At 62.8% G+C, this 22230-nt stretch carries 24 protein-coding genes and 1 pseudogene; 17 read left to right on the plus strand and 8 right to left on the minus strand.

Annotated elements, in window-relative coordinates; all coding sequences use genetic code 11:
• On the minus strand, window positions 1–876 hold the full coding sequence (locus ACLEJU_RS03750) for a DMT family transporter (RefSeq protein ID WP_435423249.1): 876 nt from the start codon (window positions 874–876) through the stop codon (window positions 1–3).
• 224 nt (window positions 877–1100) lie between these two features.
• On the opposite strand from ACLEJU_RS03750, the gene aceK reads away from it, so the two are divergent.
• Complete coding sequence (aceK, locus tag ACLEJU_RS03755; protein ID WP_435423248.1) at window positions 1101–2810, plus strand: bifunctional isocitrate dehydrogenase kinase/phosphatase; 1710 nt, start codon at window positions 1101–1103, stop codon at window positions 2808–2810.
• 127 nt (window positions 2811–2937) lie between these two features.
• On the opposite strand, the gene ACLEJU_RS03760 is transcribed toward aceK, so the two are convergent.
• Entirely contained in the window at window positions 2938–3798 is an 861-nt protein-coding gene (locus ACLEJU_RS03760) for a DUF6279 family lipoprotein (RefSeq protein ID WP_435423247.1), read from the minus strand.
• Window positions 3799–3928: 130 nt separating this feature from the next.
• Between ACLEJU_RS03760 and ACLEJU_RS03765 the strand changes: the two genes are divergently transcribed.
• On the plus strand, window positions 3929–4765 hold the full coding sequence (locus ACLEJU_RS03765) for a CvfB family protein (RefSeq protein ID WP_435423246.1): 837 nt from the start codon (window positions 3929–3931) through the stop codon (window positions 4763–4765).
• Here the strand turns inward: ACLEJU_RS03765 and ACLEJU_RS03770 are convergent, their stop codons facing one another.
• A complete protein-coding gene (locus tag ACLEJU_RS03770) occupies window positions 4766–5146 on the minus strand; it encodes a hypothetical protein (RefSeq protein ID WP_060510375.1) in 381 nt (126 codons plus the stop codon).
• Between the two features lie 189 nt (window positions 5147–5335).
• Entirely contained in the window at window positions 5336–6805 is a 1470-nt protein-coding gene (locus ACLEJU_RS03775) for a right-handed parallel beta-helix repeat-containing protein (protein WP_435423245.1), read from the minus strand.
• A gap of 244 nt (window positions 6806–7049) precedes the next feature.
• Between ACLEJU_RS03775 and ACLEJU_RS03780 the strand changes: the two genes are divergently transcribed.
• From ACLEJU_RS03780 to def, 3 genes are all read left to right on the plus strand, one after another.
• Window positions 7050–7229 (plus strand): CsbD family protein, encoded by a 180-nt coding sequence (locus ACLEJU_RS03780; RefSeq protein WP_043201700.1) that lies wholly within the window; start codon window positions 7050–7052, stop codon window positions 7227–7229.
• A 145-nt stretch (window positions 7230–7374) separates the two neighbouring features.
• Window positions 7375–8328, plus strand: coding sequence for a YihY/virulence factor BrkB family protein (locus tag ACLEJU_RS03785; protein WP_435423244.1), 954 nt, complete (start codon window positions 7375–7377; stop codon window positions 8326–8328).
• A complete protein-coding gene (gene def / locus ACLEJU_RS03790; RefSeq protein ID WP_435423243.1) occupies window positions 8325–8861 on the plus strand; it encodes a peptide deformylase in 537 nt (178 codons plus the stop codon). Before ACLEJU_RS03785 ends, def begins: the two co-directional genes overlap by 4 nt.
• Here the strand turns inward: def and ACLEJU_RS03795 are convergent.
• The gene (locus ACLEJU_RS03795) at window positions 8816–9265 is read right to left on the minus strand and encodes a GNAT family N-acetyltransferase (RefSeq protein WP_435423242.1); all 450 of its coding nucleotides are present in this window, start codon (window positions 9263–9265) and stop codon (window positions 8816–8818) included. The genes def and ACLEJU_RS03795 overlap by 46 nt on opposite strands.
• 276 nt (window positions 9266–9541) lie before the next feature.
• On the opposite strand from ACLEJU_RS03795, the gene ACLEJU_RS03800 reads away from it, so the two are divergent.
• Entirely contained in the window at window positions 9542–9799 is a 258-nt protein-coding gene (locus tag ACLEJU_RS03800) for a DUF2790 domain-containing protein (protein WP_054885703.1), read from the plus strand.
• A gap of 63 nt (window positions 9800–9862) precedes the next feature.
• Here the strand turns inward: ACLEJU_RS03800 and ACLEJU_RS03805 are convergent, their stop codons facing one another.
• A complete protein-coding gene (locus ACLEJU_RS03805) occupies window positions 9863–11224 on the minus strand; it encodes a PLP-dependent aminotransferase family protein (RefSeq protein WP_435423241.1) in 1362 nt (453 codons plus the stop codon).
• A 76-nt stretch (window positions 11225–11300) separates the two neighbouring features.
• Here ACLEJU_RS03805 and ACLEJU_RS03810 point away from each other — a divergent pair, with 76 nt between their 5' ends.
• The 9 genes and pseudogenes from ACLEJU_RS03810 to ACLEJU_RS03850 all read left to right on the plus strand — a co-directional run bounded on the left by ACLEJU_RS03810 (window position 11301) and on the right by ACLEJU_RS03850 (window position 16761).
• Window positions 11301–12266 carry a threonine dehydratase gene (locus ACLEJU_RS03810; RefSeq protein ID WP_435423240.1) on the plus strand — a complete coding sequence of 322 codons (966 nt, stop codon included), beginning with the start codon at window positions 11301–11303 and terminating at the stop codon, window positions 12264–12266.
• A 47-nt stretch (window positions 12267–12313) separates the two neighbouring features.
• The gene (locus ACLEJU_RS03815; RefSeq protein ID WP_435423239.1) at window positions 12314–12610 is read left to right on the plus strand and encodes a type II toxin-antitoxin system HicA family toxin; all 297 of its coding nucleotides are present in this window, start codon (window positions 12314–12316) and stop codon (window positions 12608–12610) included.
• The gene (locus tag ACLEJU_RS03820) at window positions 12561–12893 is read left to right on the plus strand and encodes a type II toxin-antitoxin system HicB family antitoxin (protein ID WP_435423238.1); all 333 of its coding nucleotides are present in this window, start codon (window positions 12561–12563) and stop codon (window positions 12891–12893) included. Before ACLEJU_RS03815 ends, ACLEJU_RS03820 begins: the two co-directional genes overlap by 50 nt.
• A gap of 74 nt (window positions 12894–12967) precedes the next feature.
• Window positions 12968–13615: a LysE family translocator gene (locus ACLEJU_RS03825; RefSeq protein ID WP_435423237.1), complete on the plus strand. Its 648-nt coding sequence runs from the start codon at window positions 12968–12970 to the stop codon at window positions 13613–13615.
• Window positions 13616–13625: 10 nt separating this feature from the next.
• Entirely contained in the window at window positions 13626–14102 is a 477-nt protein-coding gene (locus ACLEJU_RS03830; RefSeq protein WP_435423236.1) for a GyrI-like domain-containing protein, read from the plus strand.
• A 102-nt stretch (window positions 14103–14204) separates the two neighbouring features.
• On the plus strand, window positions 14205–14630 hold the full coding sequence (locus tag ACLEJU_RS03835; RefSeq protein WP_435423235.1) for a YybH family protein: 426 nt from the start codon (window positions 14205–14207) through the stop codon (window positions 14628–14630).
• Window positions 14631–14673: 43 nt separating this feature from the next.
• Window positions 14674–15016 (plus strand): annotated as a pseudogene (locus ACLEJU_RS03840) (YciI family protein).
• Between the two features lie 21 nt (window positions 15017–15037).
• Complete coding sequence (locus tag ACLEJU_RS03845; RefSeq protein ID WP_435423234.1) at window positions 15038–15523, plus strand: SRPBCC family protein; 486 nt, start codon at window positions 15038–15040, stop codon at window positions 15521–15523.
• Window positions 15523–16761: an RNA polymerase sigma factor gene (locus ACLEJU_RS03850; RefSeq protein ID WP_435423233.1), complete on the plus strand. Its 1239-nt coding sequence runs from the start codon at window positions 15523–15525 to the stop codon at window positions 16759–16761. Before ACLEJU_RS03845 ends, ACLEJU_RS03850 begins: the two co-directional genes overlap by 1 nt.
• A gap of 119 nt (window positions 16762–16880) precedes the next feature.
• Here the strand turns inward: ACLEJU_RS03850 and ACLEJU_RS03855 are convergent, their stop codons facing one another.
• Window positions 16881–17351, minus strand: a complete 471-nt coding sequence (locus ACLEJU_RS03855) for a MaoC family dehydratase (RefSeq protein WP_435423232.1) — start codon at window positions 17349–17351, stop codon at window positions 16881–16883.
• Window positions 17352–17384: 33 nt separating this feature from the next.
• Complete coding sequence (locus ACLEJU_RS03860) at window positions 17385–18329, minus strand: lysophospholipase (RefSeq protein ID WP_435423231.1); 945 nt, start codon at window positions 18327–18329, stop codon at window positions 17385–17387.
• A 210-nt stretch (window positions 18330–18539) separates the two neighbouring features.
• Here ACLEJU_RS03860 and fadD2 point away from each other — a divergent pair, with 210 nt between their 5' ends.
• Window positions 18540–20228 (plus strand): long-chain-fatty-acid--CoA ligase FadD2, encoded by a 1689-nt coding sequence (fadD2, locus tag ACLEJU_RS03865; protein ID WP_435423230.1) that lies wholly within the window; start codon window positions 18540–18542, stop codon window positions 20226–20228.
• Window positions 20229–20508: 280 nt separating this feature from the next.
• On the plus strand, window positions 20509–22206 hold the full coding sequence (gene fadD1, locus ACLEJU_RS03870) for a long-chain-fatty-acid--CoA ligase FadD1 (protein ID WP_435423229.1): 1698 nt from the start codon (window positions 20509–20511) through the stop codon (window positions 22204–22206).
• The last annotated feature ends 24 nt before the right edge of the window (window positions 22207–22230 follow it).

Genomic DNA, 22230 nt, shown 5'->3' on the forward strand with positions numbered 1-22230 from the left:
TCACGTGCGCGCCGGGCGCAGTACCAGCCACAGCGCCAAGGCAATCAGCACACCGCCATACACATGGGCCATCGACAGGGGCTCGTCGAGCAGCCACGCTCCCCACAATACCCCGAACACCGGGATCAGGAAGGTCACGGTGCTGGCCTTGACCGGGCCGATTTCGGCCAGCAGGCGGAAGTACAGGATGTAGGCGAAGGCGGTGCACAGCAGGCCCAGGCCCAGCAGCGACAGCCACACCTGCCAGCCGCCCCAGCTTGCCGGTGGCTGGGTCAGCGCGCTCCAGGCGAATAGTGGGCTCAGCATCAGGGTGGCGCCAAGCATGCTGCCAAGGGCTGACAGGCGGCTGTCCAGGCCGCTGATCCAGCGCCGTGCGAGGAAGCCGGCGAAGCCGTAGCAGGTGGTGGCCGCAAGGCAGGCCAGGGCACCTTGTACCAGGGCCATGTCCAGCGCTACCGGGCCCGCGCCGCTGAGGATGCCGACACCGAACAGGCCGAGGAAGATGCCGCCGAGCTTGGGCAGGGTCATGGCTTCGCGGAAGAACAGCGCGCCGATCAGCACGCCCATCAGCGGTGTGGTGGCATTGAAAATTGCCGAATAGCCGGCGGGCAGCACTTGCGCGGCCACGGAGTAGAAGGTAGCCGGGATGCCCGAGTTGATCATGCCCAGCACCAGGCAGGCGCCAAGTTTGCCGTCGAAGTTCCAGCGCACCCGGGTGGCGGCGAGGATGGCGATCAGGCCCAGGCAGGCGATGGAAACGCGGAAGAACGCGGTAGGGACGGTACCCAGCTCCGGGGCGATGATGCGCATGAACAGGAAGCTCGCCCCCCAGACAGCGGCAAGGGTCAGCAGGCGGGCTAGGGCGATGGGGCTCACAACGGTCTCCGGGTACAGGGCAGGGCGCGAGTGTACGTGACTCGCCTGGGCGATTCTTGTGCTTTCTTGCGCTGTAAACCTGTACCGGCCTCTTCGCGGGTAGACCCGCTCCCACAGGGATATCACAGCGTTCAGTATTGTGGAGATCCTGTGGGAGCGGGCGTGCCCGCGAAGAGGCCAGCACAGGCTAAGCTCATAGCTCACCCAGCCCCGAGGTGTTGCGCATGACCCAGCATTGGCCCGCCGGCGAGATTGCGCGGATGATCCTCGACGGCTTCGATGACTACCGTGAGCACTTTCGCCGTATCACCCTCGGCGCCCGGGAGCGCTTCGAGCAGGCGCGCTGGCAGGACATCCAGCGGGCGTCGGCAGTGCGGATCAACCTGTATGAACAGAAAGTCGGCGAGGTAAACGCCTGGCTGCGAGACGGTTTCGACGAAGAGGTGCTGCTGGATGTGGAGCAGTGGCCGCTGGTGAAAAACGCCTACATCCGCCTGATCGACCCACGGCTGGACGACGAGCTGGCGGAGACCTGGTACAACTCGCTGTTCTGTAGCCTGTTCAGCCACGACCAGATCAGCGACGGCTGCATGTTCATCCACACCACCCGGCCTTCGATCCGCACTCATGAGCGCGCTGCGCAGACCCGCACCTACACGCCCGGCGGTAGCCTCAAGGGGCTGTTGCGGGCTATTTTCGCTGACTATGCCTTTGCCTATGGTGATCTCGAAGGCGATGTGGCGCGCCTTGAAGACCAATTGAAGGAGTGCCTGCCAGATTGGGTGTGCAAGGATCCGGGCCTGGCCGTGGAGCTTTTCGTGCCGGTGCTGTACCGCAACAAGGGCGCTTACCTGGTCGGCCGCCTGTACAACGCTGACGAGCAGTGGCCGCTGGCAATCGCGCTGCTGCACCGGGAAGGCCATGGCATCGAGGCCGATGCGCTGATTACCGATGAGGCCGAGGTGTCGATCATCTTCTCGTTCACCCGCTCGTACTTCATGGCCGACGTGCCGGTGCCGGCGGAGTTCGTCAACTTCTTGAAACGCATCCTGCCGGGAAAGCACATTGCCGAGCTGTACACCTCGATCGGTTTCTACAAACAAGGCAAGTCGGAGTTCTATCGCGCCCTGATCAACCACCTGGCCAGCAGTGACGACCGTTTCGTCATGGCCCCCGGTGTACGCGGCATGGTCATGAGCGTGTTCACCCTACCGGGCTTCAATACCGTGTTCAAGATCATCAAGGACCGCTTCTCGCCGTCCAAGACCGTCGACCGCGCCACGGTAATCGACAAGTACCGGCTGGTGAAAAGTGTCGACCGGGTGGGGCGCATGGCCGATACCCAGGAATTCGCCGATTTCCGCTTCCCGCGTGGCAAGTTCGAACCCGAATGCCTGGCCGAGTTGCTGGAAGTGGCGCCCTCGACCGTGGCGCTTGAAGGCGACACGGTGCTGGTCCGCCACTGCTGGACCGAGCGGCGCATGACCCCGCTCAACCTGTACCTGGAGCACGCCAGCGAAGGGCAGGTGCTCGAAGCGCTGGAGGACTACGGGCTGGCCATCAAGCAACTGGCGGCGGCGAACATCTTCCCGGGTGACATGCTGCTGAAGAACTTCGGCGTGACCCGGCATGGGCGGGTGGTGTTCTACGACTATGACGAGATCAGCTTCCTGACCGAGGTGAACTTCCGGCACATCCCGCCGCCGCGCTATCCGGAGGATGAGATGTCCGGCGAGCCGTGGTATTCGATCGGGCCGCACGATGTGTTCCCCGAAGAGTTCCCGCCGTTCCTGTTTGCCGATATCGGCCAGCGCCGGTTGTTCAGCCGCTTGCATGGCGAGTTGTATGACGCGGACTACTGGAAGGGGCTGCAGGCGGCGATCCGCGAAGGCAAGGTGATTGATGTGTTTCCCTATCGGCGCAAGGGGCGGTGATCGCGGGTTTTCCAGGTCCGGCCTCTTCGCGGGACAAGCCCGCTCCTACAGGTACGGCGCAGGCCTCAGGCATTGAGCGATTCCTGTAGGAGCGGGCCCGCAAAGGGGCCGGGCCTGCTGTCAGCATTCAACCTTTCAAACACTTCATCTCACTGAAGTCAGTGCGCACCTTGGTCAGCCGCTCCTGCAGGAACTGCCGCTGCGCCGGTGTGCTCAAGTGCACCAGGTCCACAATCAAACTGCGCGCCTGCTGCTCGGTATTCTGATAGGCCGCCCGGTACTCCGGCGTCCACAGGCTTTCCTTGCGTTGCAGCAGGGTCGCCAGGCGCGGCTCGAAGCTGGCCTCGTTGCGCTGGTTCATGGCCAGCATCAGCTGTTGCTGCCAGTGCTGGCGGTTGGCGATCCACTGGCGGTTCTGGTCACCCAGCGCCTGCGACCAGGCCTGCACACGCTGGCGCTGGACAGGGTTGAGCTCGCCGAACCAGCTGGTCAGGCGCTTTTCCATGCGCTCGGTGCGGCGTGTAATCTGTCTGGCCACGGGGGTGTCGACGTATTCCTTTTGCCGCTCGCTGATATCGTCGCGGAAGGCATCGCGCATTTCCGTGACTTGTCGATCGCTCATGCCGCGCAGCAGCTCGGTGGCCGAAGGTGTAATTTCTTCGGCCACCCGGCCGATCGCCTGGCGCGCCTCGACGGTGCGTTGCTGCAGGGCCTGGTCGGTCACCTGGTCCTCGGCGACCATGTCGCGCACCCGGTCGAGCCAGTCGAGGTAGCCGGGCAGTTGGGTCTTGCAGTGCCAGGCCAGGTGCTGCTTGAGCCGTTCGTCGAGCAATGCCTTCTGTTCGCGGTTCATCGCCATGTAGTCGCCCAGCGACCAGGGCACCAGGCGGTCGAGGTTGCGATAGGCCAGGTCGATGCGGCTGCAGGCCGCCATTGCCACGGCGCAGGCGATGGCGATGAGCAGGGCTTTGGACAGGCGTGCTGGCATGTGCAGGTCCTGGCTGTGGCTGGCTGATCGGTAGACGTGAGGAGGGCGGCGCGGTTCCGCCGAATCAGTGATCGGGCAGCGCGGTGGCTTCAGGTGTAGAATAGCCGCCTTGTCTTGAGGAACATCGGAAATGGCTCTGCTTGGGCGTTACAACAGTTTGCAAATCGTGAAACACGTGGAATTCGGCCTGTACCTGGATGGCGGCTCCGACGGTGAGATCCTGCTGCCAGGGCGATACATCCCGAAAAACGCCGAAACCGAGGTCGACGACTGGCTGAACGTATTCCTTTATCTGGATAGCGATGACAAGCTCATTGCTACCACGGAAAAGCCCAAGGTGCAGGTTGGCGAGTTCGCCAGCCTCAAGGTCAAGGACATCAACGGCGCCGGTATCTTCCTGGATTGGGGACTGCCCAAGGACTTGTTGATGCCGTATTCCGAAGAAGCCCGGCAACTGAAAATCGGCGATTACTGCGTGGTGCATGCCTACCTCGACAAACGCACCCGCCGCATCACCGCCACTTCACGCCTGGATCGTTACCTGGATGTTACTCCGGCTCAATACCAGGTTGGCCAGCCGGTCCAGTTGCTGGTGGCCGGTGAGACGCCGATGGGTTTCAAGGCCATCATCAACAATCGCCACTGGGGCCTGATCCACAAGAACGAGGTGTTCAAGTTCCTGCGTTCGGGCATGCATGTGGATGGCTTCATCAAGGAAGTGCGCCATGACGGCAAGATCGCCCTGAGCCTGCAGCCGGTCGGCCAGGCGTTGGGCGACGACCTGCAGGCGCGCATCATGGCGCGCCTGGAGGCCGAAGGCGGGGTGCTGGCGGTGAGCGACAAGAGCGCTCCGGAAGTGATCAGCCAGATGTTCAACGTCAGCAAGGGCAACTTCAAGAAGGCCATTGGCGGGTTGTTCAAGCAGGGCCGTATCGTCATCCATGACGATCGCATCGAAAAGGCCTGATCAGGCCTGCACGAAGGTCCGGAAGTCCAGCTGCTCGCCACCCGGGCGGGTGTCGCGCAGCAGCGAGTCGCGGTCGGCGCTCAGGGCCAGGCTGATGGTCGAGCGGCGCTTGCCGGGGTTGCGCACTTCCATCTGCTCCTGGTGAGCACGGAGGAAGTTGACCGGCACCTTCAGGTGCTGCAGCTCGTCGCTTTCCGGGGTGTGCAGCAACAGGTTGACCCAGTCGGGCTGGCCCTTGCGCAGCAGCGCCACCGGCACCTCGAACCACCACAGGTTGCGCTTGCGGTCGAGGATGGCGAACAAGGTGTTGGCGCTGGTCAGCACCGGGTTGGCCAAGGCCTGGTTGCGGCGGGCGATGGCGGCTGGTTTGTCGAGTTTCATGCAGGTTCCTGCGGGTTGACGCTTGATTAGGGCTGCATTGTGAGGGGTGGCAGAGAGCGCGGCAAGGTTTGACGGCCCTTTCACGGGTAAACCCGCTCCCACAGTTACAGCGCATGCCTCAGGCTGTGCGCAATCCCTGTGGGAGCGGGTTCATCGAGGCGTCGAACCGCCGCGAAGAGGCCATCAGCCTTATCGACTGAGCGGCCTGCTCAACTCTGAAGTAGCCCCATCCGCAGTGGTCACCGTCGCCGTAACGCTCTTCAGCCCGCCGATATTCTCCAGCACTTGGGCAAACCGCGCCTGCCCCTGGTCATCACTGTTCACCAGCACATCCCCCAAGTATTGCTCAGCCTCGGTCCCACCTGCCTGGGCATTGCCAAACACCTCGATGCGCAACAGGCTCGACACCGGCCCCTGCACCTCGCCCCGCAGCACATTGCCGTCCAGGGCGATCAGCCGTGGCGGCTGCTGGTTGTGGTTGGGCAGTGGCTGGCATGGCTTGGGCTCGCCTTTGGCATCACAGATGATCGCCTGGTCCTTCTTCGGCAAATCCGCGCCGACGCCACGCGAGCCTACATACAAGGCATGGGCCTGGGCCGGTACGCCGAACACGATGGCGCCGGTGCGCTGGTTCGGCACGCACGAACCACCGGCCTCGCAGCGGCGGATGTCCTGACTGTTGCCCCAGATGCGGTTGCCGCTCAGGCGCGTGGCGGTAACGTCCGACTCTGGGCGCAGGGCCACGCCGATGCGGTTGCCGTGGATCAGGTTGCCGTCGAGGATGTTGCCTTCGCCGGTGACGCTGACGCCGATCGAGTTGCCGCTGAAGGTGTTGGCGCCGAGGTAGTTGCGCTTGCCCCAGTTGATCTGCAGGCCGTCGGAATAGTTCTCGAAGCGGTTGCGCACCACGCTGTTGTCATTGCCCAGCAGGATCTCTATGCCCTGGGACGGCTCGGGGTTGGCCGGGGTCGAGCGGAACAGGTTGTCGGCCACCAGGTTGAAGGCCGCGCCACGGGTCAGTTCCAGGCCATCGCCGTTGTCGATCAGCTGGTTGCGCAGCACCTTGTTGTTGACCGTGGTGGTGGCGGTCGGGTTGCCGGCACCGTCGTCGCCCGTGAGCATGATGCCGGCGCCGCCTTTGTTGGCGACGATGCGGTTGTCTTCGATGACGTTACCGCTGGCGCGGTTGATCAGGATGCCGATGCAGAAGTTGCGCACCTCCAGGCCACTCAGGTGCACGCCCTGGGTGTCACGCAGCACCAGCCCCGGGTGGGTGGTGGTGCGCACGTTGGTGCCGAACTGGCCGGGCAGGGCGCCGGGGCAGGTACGCACGCCCTGGTCTTTGATGTAGCCCGAGCCGTCGATGGCGATGTACTGGCCGTCACGGGCCCAGGGCAGGCCGGTGATTTGTACCGGGCCCTTGATTTCCGGCAGCGCGTGGGTCGGGCGAATCACGTAGGGCGGCTTACCCACCGCAGCGATCTCGATGCGGTAGTGGCCGGGGTTCTGGTTGCTGGTTTCTATGGCCCAGCGCAGTGTGCCGGGTTGGCCATCGTCGGCATAACGCTCGACCTTCAGGGTTTCGCTGGCCGGTGTGGCAGCAAGGGCAGGCAAGGTCAACAACGGCAGCATGGCCGCGAACAGGGGCATCAGACGCATGGGTGCGGGTTCCGGAAACTGTTGTTCTTGTGCGAGGGCAACCTGCTTCGGGTTGCCGTTTGCCGGCGATTCTAGATGAGCACTCACCCCTTGGGCAGCGCGGCGGGGCCGAATTGGTGCGGTATTCGCCCGTACAATCACCGTTTGGCTTGAACCGGACAAATTCATTGAAACTCCTGCGAACGGTGCCTGGTCCACAGACTGTCGACACGGTCCACGTGTCTCCATTTGCAGGAGATTTGCCATGAGCGGCACTAAAGATAAAGCGAAAGGCCTGGCCAACGAAGCAATTGGTAACGTTAAACAGGGCGTCGGCAAGGTGACCGATAACGACAAGCTGCGGGCAGAAGGCAAGGCCCAGGAACTCAAGGGCGAAGCTCAGCAGATCAAGGGCGATGTGAAGGACGCGGTGAAGAAGCCTTGATGTGAAACGGCCTGTTTCTGCCTCTTCCCGGGGCAGGAGCAGGTTCAGGCATTTTCTTCTGGCATGTCCGGGAGCAGTACATCATCGGCGTGGTCTATTAGACTTACCCGTTGTACTCAAGAATCAAGCGGCGAAAGGAGACGCTATGATTTTCCCCGACCTGCGCGGTCTGCCCCTGCACCGCGTGCTGGTACGCACCGTCAAGGAGTTCCTCGACGACGAGATGTCGACCTATGCGTCCGCGCTGGCCTACCAGATGCTTTTTTCGCTGTTCCCGTTCCTGCTGTTCCTGATCGCCCTCATCGGCTTCCTGCACCTGCCGGACTTCTTTTCGTGGTTGCGCCTGCAATCCGAACTGGTGCTGCCGCCCCAGGCGCTGGAGCAGGTAAACCCGGTGATCGACCAGTTGCAGCAGTCCAAGGGCGGGCTGTTGTCCGTGGGTATCGTCATCGCCCTGTGGACCGCCTCGGCTGGCGTACGCCTGATGATGAGCGCCATGAATGCTGCTTACGACGTGCCCGAAGGCCGTCCGGTGTGGAAGCGCATTCCGCTGTCGATCATCTACACCATCGGCATCGCCGGCATGCTGCTCTCGTCGGCTGCGTTGATGGTGCTGGGTCCGCAGGTGATGGAGTGGATCGCTTCGCAAGTCGGCCTGCAGGAAGTGATCGTCACCATCTGGACCGTGCTGCGCTGGCCGGCAATAGTCATCCTTATGATGGTCGCGGTGGCCTTGATCTATTACGTGATGCCGGACGTGAAGCAGAAGTTTCGCTTCATTACCCCCGGTTCGGTACTGGCGGTAGTAGTATGGATCATCGCCTCCCTGGGCTTTGCCTACTACGTCAAGACCTTTGCCGACTACAACGCCATGTATGGCAGCATCGGTGCGATCATCGTGCTACTGCTGTACTTCTATATTTCTGCCGCCGTGCTGTTGCTGGGGGCGGAAATGAATGCGGTGATCGAGCACATGTCGAGCGAGGGCAAGAACCCGGGCGAGAAGGATTTCGAGGGTGCCAAACCTCAGGAAACCATCACCGTGCTCGGCCATGAACACCCGGCCGAGCCTGAACCGACCGAGCCGAACCCGCGATGATCCGTGACATTCTCAAGATGGGCGACGAGCGCCTGCTGCGCATCGCGCCACCGGTGCCTGAACATCTGATCGGCAGCAGCGAACTGCAGCAGTTGATCGACGACATGTTCGAAACCATGCACCACGTGGGTGGCGTGGGGCTGGCCGCGCCGCAGATCGGCATCGACCTGCAGCTGGTGATCTTCGGCTTCGAGCGCAGCGAGCGCTACCCGGATGCCGAGCCGGTACCGCAGACGATCCTGCTCAACCCGGTAATCACCCCACTGACCACGGAAGTCGAGGACGGTTGGGAGGGCTGCCTGTCGGTGCCCGGCCTGCGTGGAGTGGTGCCGCGCTTCAAGCACATCAGCTACGAAGGCATCGACCCGCAGGGTAATCCGATCAACCGCTTTGCCGATGGCTTTCATGCGCGGGTGGTGCAGCACGAGTGCGACCACCTGATCGGCCGCTTGTACCCCTCGCGTATCCAGGACTTTGCCAGGTTCGGCTACACCGATGTGCTGTTCCCCGGGCTGGATGAAAGCGACGACTGAGCCCGCACCATGGCCAGCAGGCTTTTGCTGCGCTGGTAGCGTTGCAGGCGCGAGGCCAGGGCTTCTGGCAGACGCTCGGTGATGCTGAAGCCGAGGCGCTGGTAGTAGGTTATGAGGTCGGGGTGGCAGAACAGCCAGGTCGGGCCGCTGTGCCCGGCCAGTGCCGCCTCGACCAACTGCGCGGCCACGCCACGTTTGCGTTGCAATGGGGCGACGAACAGCCCGGTGAGCCAGTGCCCGTCAGCGACGGCACTGAGGCAAAGGCCGGCAACGATCCCGTCGCCGCGCGCCACCCACGATTCACCATCATTGGCTGCGCGCATGCGCGAACCTTGCTGTTTGTAGAAGTGTTCGAGCAATCGACGCTCGGGGCCCGTGAGCAGGGCACAGTGCAGGGCAGTCATGGGGTATACCTGGAACGGATGGCTCTAGCCCGGTGATTCCAGGCCATCGAGCCGTTTGGCTTTGTCGCAGATTGTTGCAAATCCTGCAAGGGTGAATGTCCGAGTTCAGGGTTCAACTATTCCCGGTCAGGAGTAGAATTTTACCTATTCCCACTGGCAGTAGACGAAGCGGGATCGGTACTTCGTGTCATCTTCACAGTCGATGACAACTTCTCCGCGCCATTGATGGCATCAGAAGTCACGCGATCAGCTGGATTGCTTTAAAGGCCAAACCCCATGAAACCATTACTGATTCTTGCACTGGTCGGTATGTCCTCGTTCGCCCTCGCCGATGAGGCCAAGCCGGTCTCCAGCGAGCCTGTGGCCCAGCAGTACGACTATTCCATGAACCTCGACATCAAACGGGTGATCAACCTGTCGACCATCCCCAATGTCTGCGAAGTGGTGCCTGCGACCATGACCTATGAAGACCATCATGGCCAGGTGCATACCATTCAGTACCGGGCAATGGGCGAAGGTTGCCAGCAGGGTTGATCGTCCTGCGTCAGCGGCCTCTTCGCGTTGAGCCGTAGCGAAGAAGCTGCTTTCGTCCCTGGTTCATCGGCCCGATAGTACCTTTTGTACCACCTCCAGGCCTTGTTTCAGTTCAGCTCGGCTCCCTGCCGCCGACAGGCTGATGCGCACGGCCTGCACCTCGATCGCGCCAATGGCAAACACACTGGCCGGGACGATTTCCACACCTTGCTCACGACATTGCCTGACCACCGCCTCGGCCCCCTGCGGCGTGCCCAGCCACGCGTGGGGCGAAGGTTGCCCGGTATTGTGCAGCCCATCACCCAGCAGTCTGCGTGCCAGGCGCCATCGTTCGGTAATTTCCGTTTTCTGCCAGGCTAGCCGCCGCGCAGCGGTGCCGTCTTCGATCCATTGGCAAGCGATATCCAGGCTCAATGGCGACACCGACCAGTGGCTGGCCTGGGCATGCGGGTCAACCTGCGCCAGCAGCTTCGGGCTGGCCGCTATCCATCCCAATCGCAGGCCAGCGGCCACCGTCTTGGACAGGCTATTGATGTAAATCCCTTGATCGCCCAGTAGTGGATAGAGCGGCGCTTGGTCACTGAGTGCGCCATACACATCATCCTCGATCAGCAACAGCCCCAGGCGTTTGACTACCTCGGCAATGGCCGCGCGGCGAGTATCCGTCATGCAGGCGCCCGTGGGGTTGTGCAGGGTCGGCGTGGTCACCAGCACGCGGGCACCGCTGGCGCGCGCCACTCGATCCAGATCATCGGGCCGCAGGCCTTGGTCGTCCAGTGCCACACCATGCACGGGCAGGCGCAGTTGCCGACAGGCCGCCTTGATGCCCGGTGCGGTCAGGGCCTCGAGCATGACCGGCTCGCCAGCCTGGCAGAACGATTGCAGCACCAGTGTCAGCGCTTGCTGGGCTGCGCCACACAGCAACAGCTCGTCCGCTGAAAGGGCCAGGCCGCGGTTTGTCATCCACTGGGCGCCGCGAATCCGCCCTAGCAGCAGCTGCTCGGGGCCCAGGTAATGATCGAGCAAGTTGCTATCGGGGCCTTTCAGCAGGCTGCGCAAGCTGTCTTGCAAGTCATGGTTGTGCGGATCGGCTACCGGGACGTTGGTCGACAGGTCGATCAGCGGTCGTTGCCCGTCGTGGTGCTTGATGCGAAACAAGGTCGCTTCCTTGCTGCCCGCCAGCACGTAAGTGCCGCGGCCCACTTCGCCAGCCACCAGGTGGCGCGCGGCAGCTTCGCGGTAGGCCTGCTGGGTGGTACTGGGGTTGAGGCCAAGTTTCCAGGCCAGCCGGCGTTGCGGGGGCAGGCGGTCACCCACCTTGAGGGTGCCGCTTTCGATGGCGTGGGCAATCGCATCGACCAAGGCGAGATATCGGGGTTGGTCATCGTCGACCAGCTGCGGGATCCACACGAAATTGCTACCCATGCAATATAAGGTTGTACCCATACAATGCCCGGCGCTTAGGATCGGATCAACCACCTACCGAAGAGGGATGATCGCCATGTTCGACCTTGTTGCCCTGCGCGAAGCCGCCGATTTCGTTCACCAGCACGTTCCGCCGACACCTCAGCGCGCCTGGCCGCTGCTGGCCGAGCGGGTGGGTTGCACGCTGTGGGTCAAGCACGAAAACCACGCCCCCACCGGCGCCTTCAAGGTACGCGGCGGGTTGGTGTATGTGCGCTCGCTGCTGGCTGCCGGCAAGCCACCGCGGGGCCTGGTTACCGCCACCCGTGGCAACCACGGCCAGAGCATGGCGCTGGCCGCGACCCAGGCCGGCGTGCCGCTGGTGATCGTGGTGCCCGAGGGCAACTCGAAAGAGAAGAACGCCGCCATGCGCGCACTGGGCGCCGAGCTGGTGGAGCACGGTGTCGACTTCGACGTGGCCCGCGAAGAGGCGGCCCGCCTGGCAGACCAGTTGGGCTACGACATGGTGCCGTCGTTCCACCCTGAGCTGGTGCGCGGCGTGGCCACCTACGCCCTGGAGCTGTTCGAAGCCGTGGCCGACCTGGATTGCGTGTACGTGCCGATCGGCATGGGCTCGGGCATATGCGGGTTGATCCAGGCGCGCAACCTGCTGGGGCTGAAAACCGAAATCGTCGGCGTGGTGTCCAGTGCGGCCGATGCCTATGCGCAGAGTTTCGAGCAGGGCCGCATCGTCACCACGGCCACCGCCGATACCTTTGCCGATGGCATGGCTTGCCGGGTGCCGCACCCGGATGCCTTTGCCCTTGTTCGCGAGCATGCTGCACGTATCGTGCGGGTCACCGACAGCGAAGTGGCAGCGGCCATGCGCATCTATCACGAAACCACCCACAACACCGCTGAAGGTGCCGGTGCTGCGGCACTGGCGGCGTTGCTGCAGGAGCGCGAGCATCAGGCCGGCAAGCGCGTGGCCGTGGTGCTGAGCGGAGCCAATGTGGATCGCGAGCGTTATGCGCAGGTGCTGGCGGGTACTGAAAAATCCTGAATGGATATCGGGGAAAAAGTGCTATCTTAATTTGATAGCATTTTCCGATGAACACTCGATACCGAAAAATCTACGACGCTATCTTCAGGACGCCCACCACGGCCTCATTGGCGTTTGCCGAGGTTGAAGCGCTGGTGCTCCACCTCGGCGGGCAAGTGCTGGAGCGGCAAGGCTCCAGGGTCAAGCTGGTGCTAGGCGGCCGCTGGAGGTGCCATCGCCCCCATCCCGGCAAGGAAGCCAAACGGTATCAGATTGAAGAGCCCGCGAATTCTTGCTGCGGGCAGGAGTCAGCCTATGAGTTGCATGCGCTACAAGGGCTATGCCGCCCGTATCGAATACGATGAGCGTGACGACATTTTTGTGGGTCGCGTGCTGGGCATGCGCGACATCATCAGTTTTCACGCAAGCTCGGTGCCCGAACTTCATGAGGCCTTCCGTGGGGCGCTGGAGGATTACCTGGCCGATTGCGCCGAGCAGGGCATCACCCCGGAGAAACCCGCGTCAGGCAAGGTCATGCTGCGTATTCGCCCAGAGGTGCATGCGGCTGCCAGTGTTGCCGCCCGCACTGCCGGCAAAAGCCTTAACCAGTGGGCCGATGAGGTATTCGAGCAGGCGGCTCTGGCTTGATCGAACACCCTTCCATCCCATGACCGCTCGTGGCAGGCTCTACGGCGCCTGATTGCCCTGACATCGAGTCTTCAATGCCATTTTCCAACGGTTTCCTCCTCAGCCTGTCGTTGTGCCTCGATATCGGCGTGGCCAACATCGCCATGATCACCCTGGCCATGCAGCGTGGCTTTTTCCAGGGTTTCTGGCTCGGCCTCGGGACCTGCGTGGGCGACCTGATCTATGCCATTGCGGCGCTCGCCGGCATGACCGTGCTGCTGCAGTTCGACAGCGTGCGCTGGACCTTGTGGCTTGGCGGTTCGGTGTTGCTGGTGTGGTTCGCCATCAAGATGCTGCTGGCTGCCTGGCGTGGCGGGCATATGGAGGCCAGTGCGCAGGTGGTGGTGGAGTCGGGCTGGCGCGAGTTTCTGCGGGGCATCTTTCTGGCCATGTCGTCGCCCAGCGCCATCCTTTGGTTCGCCGCGGTCGGCGGCGTACTGATAGCCCGCTCCGGCGGTGGCAGCCTGCTGGACGCTGGGCTGTTTCTTGGGGGCTTCTTCGCTGCCGGGATGGTCTGGTGCATGGGCATTTGTGGCATCGCCAGCCATGGCGGGCGTTTGCTGGGGGACCGCCTGCTGACCTGGTCGTACCTGCTGTCGGCGGCGATTTTCTGCTATTTCGCGGTGTATGTGATCATCTCGGGCTACCGTGAATTCATTCTCGCCAGCCCACCGCTTACCTGAGGCAACGGACATGACGCTGCAACCCATCTCCCCAGCGCGCTACGAAGACGGCCGTCAGCTGAACCTGGCCGGTTTTGCCGAACGTTTCAGCATGAGCGACCTGAGCGGGTTGCCATTGCTCTGGCAACGCTTCGCACCGCACCTTGGGCATGTGCCCGGGCAGCGCGATCATGACAGTTATGGGGTCTGCTACAACCCCGACGAGCAGGGCGGGTTCGACTACCTGGCAGCTGTGGAAGTCAATGCCGGCCAAGCCATGCCCGACGGGTTCAGTACCTTGACGCTGGCCCCGCAGCATTACGCAGTGTTCGAGCATCATGGCAGCTTGCAATGCCTGAAGGCGACCTTTGATGGCATCTTCCAGTGGCTGCCACAGTCAGGTGAACAGCAGGCCGATGCGGCCCTGTTCGAGCGCTACCCGGCCGGGTTCGATCCAGCCGACCCTCAGGCAGTCATGGAGATCTGGATTCCCCTGCTGCGGAAATAATTACGGCAGCCTGTCGATCTTGGCGACTACCGTTCGACCATGAGCTGAAGGTACAAGACATCCTTGTGCCGAAACGCTCATGAACGATCGGAGGAACACCCGATGAACACGGCAGCCGAAAACGAAATCCGTCAGCTTATCGAACGCTGGATGCAGGCCGTGCGTGACCGTGACATCCCCGCCATCACCGCGCCCTACGCCGACGACATCGTCGCCTTCGATGCCATCCAGTCATTGCAGTTCAAAGGCAAGGCCGCCTACCAGGCCCATTGGGAAATGTGCATGAGCCTGTGTCCCGGGCCCATGGTCTTCGAGCTTGCCCAACTGACCGTGCACGCTGACGGTGACCTGGGCCTGGCTCACTGGCTGAATCGCTGCGGCCCAGGGGATGACGAGAGCCAGTGCGGCTTCATGCGTGCCACCGTCGGTTACCGCAAGGTTGGCGGCCAGTGGCAGGTGATCCACGAACACTGGTCCGCGCCGTTCGACATGGAAACCCAGAAAGCACTGTTCGATCTCAAGCCTTGATCGGCTATCGCCAAATGCACGTTGCCAACGCCTGGAGACGACCATGAAATACCTGTGCCTGGTCTATTGTGACGAAGGGCTGTTGCAGCCTGCCCGACAGCCCGGAAGACGCCGAATGCACGGCCTACGCCGAATCGCTGCAGAGCTCCGGGCGCATCATCGCGGCCGAGGCGCTGAAAACCGTGCAGACCGCCACCACCGTGCGCATGCGCGCTGGGCGAATGAGCATCACCGATGGCCCGTTCGCCGAAACCAAAGAGCAGCTCGCCGGCTTTTACCTGGTCGATGCCCGTGACCTCAACGAGGCGCTGAACATCGCCAAGGGCATTCCGGCGGCGCGGGTCGGCAGTGTGGAAGTGCGGCCGGTGCGCGAACTGCAACCCTGACAGCAACGGAGAACAACAAGCATGACCCTTGCCCAACCCGCGTCTGCGCAGCACGAGCTGTCCATCAGCCGCTTGATCGATGCCCCGCCTGCCAAGGTGTTCCGTGCCTGGACCGAGCCCGAATGGCTGATGCAGTGGTGGGGGCCGCACGGTATGACCACCCCGGAATGCGAGATGCAGCTCTGGGTCGGCGGCCTTTTCCGTACCCTCATGCGCGCCCCGGATGGCTCCGAGTACCCGACCCAGGGTGTGTTCCTGGAAATTGCCGCCCCGCGCCGGCTGGTGTTCACCGATGCCTTCGGGCCGGGTTGGGTGCCATCGGACAAAGCCTTCATGACGGCGGTGATCAGCTTTGACGAAGAATACGGCAAGACCCGCTACACCGCCCGTGCCTGGCATTGGAATGCAGCCGACAGCCGCGCCCATGAAGAAATGGGTTTCCATCAGGGCTGGGGAGAGAGCCTGGACCGCCTGGTGGAGGTCGTGACCCAGCGGATGCCTGACTGATGGCGGAGCTGGCGCAGGTACGTGGTGAAGTCGAAGCGGTGTACCGACGAGATTCGCGGCGCATCCTGGCCACGCTGATCCGCCTGCTGGGGGATTTCGACCTGGCCGAGGAGGCCATGCACGATGCCTTCTTCATTGCAGTCGAGCGCTGGCAGCGCGATGGCATCCCGGACAACCCGCGGGCCTGGCTGGTCTCGACCGGGCGTTTCAAGGCCATTGACGCATTGCGCCGGCGTGTCCGCTTCGACCGCTCCCAGGCCGACCTGATCATGCTGATCGAGGGCCAGGGGCAGGACCCCAGCGAAGAGGAGCTACTGGCCGATGACCGCCTGCGGCTGATCTTCACCTGTTGCCACCCGGCCCTGGCGGCGGATGCCCAGGTGCCACTGACCCTGCGCGAAGTCTGCGACCTGACCACCGAGCAGATCGCCCGGGCCTTCCTGCAAAGCCCCGCGACCATCGCCCAGCGCATCGTCCGCGCCAAGGCCAAGATTCGCGATGCCGGCATTCCTTATCAGGTCCCGGAGCTGCATGAGCTGCCCGAGCGCCTTGAGAGCGTGCTGCGGGTGATCTATCTGGTGTTCAACGAAGGCTATTCGGCGTCCTCGGGCGAGGCGTTGCTGCAGCAGGAACTGAGTGACGAGGCAATCCGCCTCGGGCGCCTGCTGGTGCAACTGCTGCCAGACGCCGAGGCGGTGGGTTTGTTGGCGCTGATGCTGCTGCAGGCATCGCGGCAACGCGCGCGCAGCGATGCCGAGGGCAACCTGGTGCTGCTGGACCAGCAGGACCGTAGCCTGTGGGACCGTGAGCAGATCGCCGAAGGCTGCGAGCTGGTGCGCCTGGCCTTGGCCAGCCGGGCCTTTGGTGCCTATACCGTGCAGGCGGCGATCGCGGCCGTGCATGCCGAGGCGGTGACGGCTGAAGAGACTGATTGGGCGGAAATTGTCGGGCTGTACGATGTACTGCAACGGCACTGGCCGTCAGCCGTGGTGGCGCTCAATCGGGCAGTGGCACTGGCCAAGCGTGACGGGGCGCAGGCGGGGTTGGCCGCAGTGGAGGCGATTCTGGCAGCGGGGGAGTTGCGCGATTATCACCTGGCCCATGCGGCGCGGGCGGAGCTGCACCAGCAATTGGGGAATGTCGCAGAGGCGCGGGCAGCTTGGCAGCAGGCGCTGGAGTTGACCAGGCAGGCGCCGGAGCGGCGGCATATCGAGCGGCGTTTGGGCGAACTGATGTGAGTGCCTTGCTGGCCTCTTCGCGGGACAAGTCGGATCGCCGCACCGCCGCTCCTACAGGTAAAGCATCCGGGCGGTTGCTGTAGGAGCGGGCTTGCCCCGCGAAGCATCCATCACCGATATCAGCTGGCGACGAAGTTCGGCGGTGACACCAGCTCGACAGTCTGTTGCTTGCGCGGTGCCAGGATCTCGGCCACGCCTTCGACCACCAGTTCATCGTTCTGGTTGTACACGTTGGTGGCGATACGCACTTTGAACTTCGGCAGTTTCTCGAGGATTTCCAGGCGCACGGTCAGGGTGTCGCCGATCTTCACCGGCTTCTGGAAGCTCATCTGCTGGCCCAGGTAGATGGTGCCAGGGCCAGGCAGGGTGCAGGCCACTGCGGCGCTGATCAGGGCACCGCTGAACATGCCGTGGGCGATGCGCTCTTTGAACATGCTCTTGGCGGCGAATTCGGCATCCAGATGCACCGGGTTGTGGTCACCGGACATGGCGGCGAACAGCTGGATGTCACGTTCTTCGACGGACTTCTCGTAGGTGGCCTTCTGGCCGACTTCAAGGGCTTCGTAAGGCGTGTTGCTGACCTGGGTCATTGGGTTTCCTTAAGGGGCGGGCGAGGGCGCCTATCATTCACTGCGGGCAGGGCGGCCAAGGGCCAGCGCCTGCGCTAACCAAGCGAGGATATCAGCGGTGACCTCGTCGCGGTTGAGTTCGTTGAGTACTTCGTGCCGCGCCTCAGGATAGACGCGCAGCTGTATATGTCGATTGCCGGTCGCACGCAGGGCGTCGGCCAGATGGGTGAGACGCTTGCCGGCACTCACCGGATCACATTCGCCGCCAATCACCAGCATGGGCAGGTTCGGGTCGATCTGCGCGAGGTTGCGCGCCTGGCTGATCTGCGCCAGCCCATGTAGCAGGTCGAGCCACAGCTGGTTGCTGCAGCGAAAGCCGCACAGCGGATCGTTGACGTACTTGTCCACTTCCGCCGGGTCACGGCTAAGCCAGTCGAACGCCGTCCGGGTCGGCTTGAAGGCGTTGTTGAAAGAGCCGAACGACAGCCACTCGATCAGTGCGCTCTTGCCCTCTGGCCCCTGGCGCCAGGCTTCCAGCCGCGCAATCAGGCGCGCCGCCCGATACAACGTGGCGGGCTGGAAGTTGGAGCCGCTGAGGATTGCCCCGTGCAGGCTGGCGCTGTGGTGGGTGAGGTAGGCTTGGGCAATGTAGCTGCCCATGCTGTGGCCGAACAGGAACAGCGGCGTGCAAGGGAACTGCTGGCCGCTGTGCTGGGCCAGCAGGCCAAGGTCGTTGACCACGGCATTCCAGCCATGTTGCCGGGCGAACAGGCCGAGGCTGCCCTGCTCGGCGGTGCGCCCGTGGCCGCGCAGGTCCGGTGCCAGCAGGGCGTAGCCGGCATCGCAAAGGGCCTGGCCAAGCCGCTGGTAGCGCCCGCCATGCTCGGCCATGCCATGTGCCAGCAGCACCACGGCCTTGACCGGTGTGGCCGGCAGCCACTGGTGCACGTACAGCCTGCAATGCTCGCTGGCAGGCAGCCAGAAGGCGTCATGGGGCATGGCGAATCCTTTGCGCGAAGGTGACCCGCACAGTGTATGCACAACCGGCCGAATTGCAGGAAGGGCACAAATAAGATTCACAATGTTAATGGCGGCACTTGGCGTATATGCCACCTCGGGCTTACCTGCTAACGTCGGATCAACGCCTTTTTGCCATCAGGCATATGGGGTAAGGAATCCGTACGGGCTCAGGCAGAGGAACAATAATAAATGCAAGCCGACTTCTGGAATGACAAACGCCCCGAGGGCGTGCCTTCCACCATCGACCTTCACGCGTACGCTTCGGTCGTCGAGGTGTTCGAACGCTCCAGCAAGCGCTTTGCCGAGCGCCCGGCGTTCAGCAACCTGGGCTTGACCCTGAGCTACGCCGAGCTCGAACGCCATTCGGCAGCGTTCGCCGCCTGGCTGCAGCAGCACACCGACCTCAAACCGGGTGACCGCATCGCAGTGCAGATGCCCAACGTCCTGCAGTACCCCATCGCCGTGTTCGGCGCCCTGCGCGCCGGGCTGATCGTGGTCAACACCAACCCGCTGTACACCGAGCGCGAAATGCGTCACCAGTTCAAGGACGCTGGGGCCCGGGCGCTGGTCTACCTGAACATGTTCGGCAAGCGCGTGCAGGAGGTGCTGCCCGACACCGGCATCGAGTACCTGATCGAGGCGAAGATGGGCGACCTGCTGCCTGTGGCCAAGGGTTGGCTGGTCAATACCGTGGTCGACAAGGTCAAGAAGATGGTCCCGGCCTATCATCTGCCCCAGGCCATTTCGTTCAAGCAGATACTGCGCGAAGGCCGCGGCTTGGCGCACAAGCCGGTGCCGCTGTCGCTCGATGACATTGCCGTGCTGCAGTACACCGGCGGTACCACGGGCCTGGCCAAGGGGGCCATGCTCACCCACGGCAATCTGGTGGCCAACATGCTCCAGGTGCTGGCCTGCTTCTCCCAGCATGGCCCGGACGGGCAGCGGCTGATCAAGGAAGGCCAGGAGGTGATGATTGCACCGCTGCCGCTGTACCACATCTATGCCTTCACCGCGAACTGCATGTGCATGATGGTGACCGGCAACCACAACGTGCTCATCACCAACCCGCGTGATATCCCCGGCTTCATCAAGGAGCTGGGCAAGTGGCGTTTTTCGGCGCTTCTGGGGTTGAACACCTTGTTCGTCGCGCTGATGGACCATCCGGGGTTCCGCCAGCTGGACTTCTCCGCCTTGAAAGTCACCAACTCCGGGGGCACCGCGCTGGTCAAAGCCACCGCAGAACGCTGGGAAGAGCTCACGGGCTGCCGCATCGTCGAGGGCTATGGCCTGACCGAAACCTCGCCGGTGGCCAGCACCAACCCCTACGGCCAGCTGGCGCGGCTGGGTACCGTGGGCATTCCGGTGGCGGGCACGGCATTCAAGGTCATCGACGATGACGGCAATGAACTGCCGCTGGGTGAGCGCGGCGAGCTGTGCATCAAGGGCCCGCAAGTGATGAAGGGCTACTGGCAGCAACCGGAGGCCACGGCGCAGGCGCTGGATGCCGAGGGCTGGTTCAAGACCGGCGATATCGCGGTGATCGACCCGGACGGCTTCACCCGCATCGTCGACCGCAAGAAGGACATGATCATCGTCTCCGGCTTTAATGTGTACCCGAACGAGATCGAAGATGTGGTGATGGGCCATCCGCAGGTGGCCAACTGCGCGGCCATCGGCGTGCCGGACGAGCGTTCGGGCGAGGCGGTGAAGCTATTCGTGGTTGCGCGGGAGGGTGGGGTGAGTGTCGAAGACCTGAAAGCTTACTGCAAGGCCAACTTCACCGGCTACAAGGTGCCCAAGCACATCGTGGTGCGCGAGTCGCTACCGATGACACCGGTGGGCAAGATCCTGCGCAGGGAGTTACGCGACATCGCTTGATACCGGCGTTACCCGGCGAAGGCTGTAAGGTGCTCTGGCATGCGCCTTACAGCCCGATTTGCGACATTTTGGTCAATTACTCTAAAAATGACTTGTATCGTTCATTGAGTCATTTTTGTGACCGCGAGGCCGGTCTTGGCCCCTAGGCGACCCCAATCAAAGCTGTTACTCTCGGCGCGCTTTCAGATGATTCGGTTTGCAACGAACCGCCATCGCATATCAATAATAAGCGCATCGACGCGCGAATCGAACTTCGCTGTTGCTGAAGGAGTGGGCTTCCATGATCGAAAATTTTTGGAAGGATAAATACCCAGCCGGGATTACGGCGGAAATCAATCCTGACGAATTCCCCAATATCCAGGCGGTACTCAAACAATCCTGCCAACGCTTTGCCAATAAACCGGCCTTTAGCAACTTGGGCAAGACCATCACCTACGGCGAGCTCTACGCGCTGTCAGGCGCTTTCGCGGCCTGGCTGCAGCAGCACACCGACCTCAAGCCGGGTGACCGCATTGCCGTCCAGCTGCCCAATGTCCTGCAATACCCGGTAGCGGTATTCGGTGCCATGCGCGCCGGCCTGATCGTGGTCAACACCAACCCGCTGTACACAGTGCGGGAAATGGAGCACCAGTTCAACGACTCCGGTGCCAAGGCCCTGGTGTGCCTGGCCAACATGGCGCACCTGGCCGAAAAGGTGGTGCCCAAGACCCAGGTCAAGCACGTCATCGTCACCGAAGTGGCCGACCTGCTACCGCCGCTCAAGCGCCTGCTGATCAACAGTGTGATCAAGTACGTGAAGAAGATGGTGCCGGCCTACAACCTGCCGAATGCCGTACGCTTCAACGATACCCTGGCGTTGGGCAAGGGCCAGCCGGTCACCGAAGCCAACCCGCAAGCCAACGACGTGGCGGTGCTGCAGTATACCGGCGGTACCACCGGCGTGGCCAAGGGCGCGATGCTGACCCACCGCAATCTGGTGGCCAACATGCTGCAGTGCCGGGCGCTGATGGGCTCCAACCTGCACGAAGGCTGCGAGATCCTCATCACCCCGCTGCCGCTTTACCACATCTATGCCTTTACCTTCCACTGCATGGCGATGATGCTGATCGGCAACCACAACGTGCTGATCAGCAACCCCCGCGACCTGCCAGCCATGGTCAAGGAGCTGGGCAAGTGGAAGTTCAGCGGTTTCGTCGGCCTCAACACGCTGTTCGTTGCTTTGTGCAACAACGAGGCATTTCGCGCCCTGGACTTCTCGGCACTGAAGATCACCCTGTCCGGGGGCATGGCCCTGCAACTGAGCGTGGCCGAGCGCTGGAAGAGCGTCACCGGCTGCGCCATCTGTGAAGGCTACGGCATGACCGAAACCAGCCCGGTGGCGGCGGTGAACCCGGCCGAGGCCAACCAGGTGGGCACCATCGGCATCCCGGTGCCATCGACGCTGTGCAAGGTCATCGACGACGCCGGCAACGAGCTGCCACTGGGTGAAACCGGCGAGCTGTGCGTCAAGGGCCCGCAGGTCATGAAGGGCTACTGGCAGCGCGAAGACGCCACCACCGAGATCCTCGACAGCGAAGGCTGGCTGAAGACCGGCGACATCGCGCTGATCCAGCCGGATGGCTACATGCGCATCGTCGATCGCAAGAAGGACATGATCCTGGTCTCGGGCTTCAACGTGTACCCCAACGAGCTGGAAGACGTGCTCGCCGCCTTGCCGGGCGTGCTGCAGTGCGCGGCCATCGGTGTGCCGGACGAGAAGTCGGGTGAAGTGATCAAGGTGTTCATCGTGGTCAAGCCTGGCATGACCGTGACCAAGGAGCAGGTGATGGAGCACATGCGCGCCAACGTCACCGGCTACAAGGTGCCGCGTTACATCGAGTTCCGCGATGCGTTGCCGACCACCAACGTCGGCAAGATTCTGCGTCGTGAACTGCGTGATGAAGAGCTGAAGAAGCAGGGCTTGAAGAAGATCGCCTGAACCTCAGGTTTGCACTGTCGTTGT

The organism is Pseudomonas sp. SMN11, from assembly GCF_052041945.1.
Lineage (GTDB): Bacteria > Pseudomonadota > Gammaproteobacteria > Pseudomonadales > Pseudomonadaceae > Aquipseudomonas.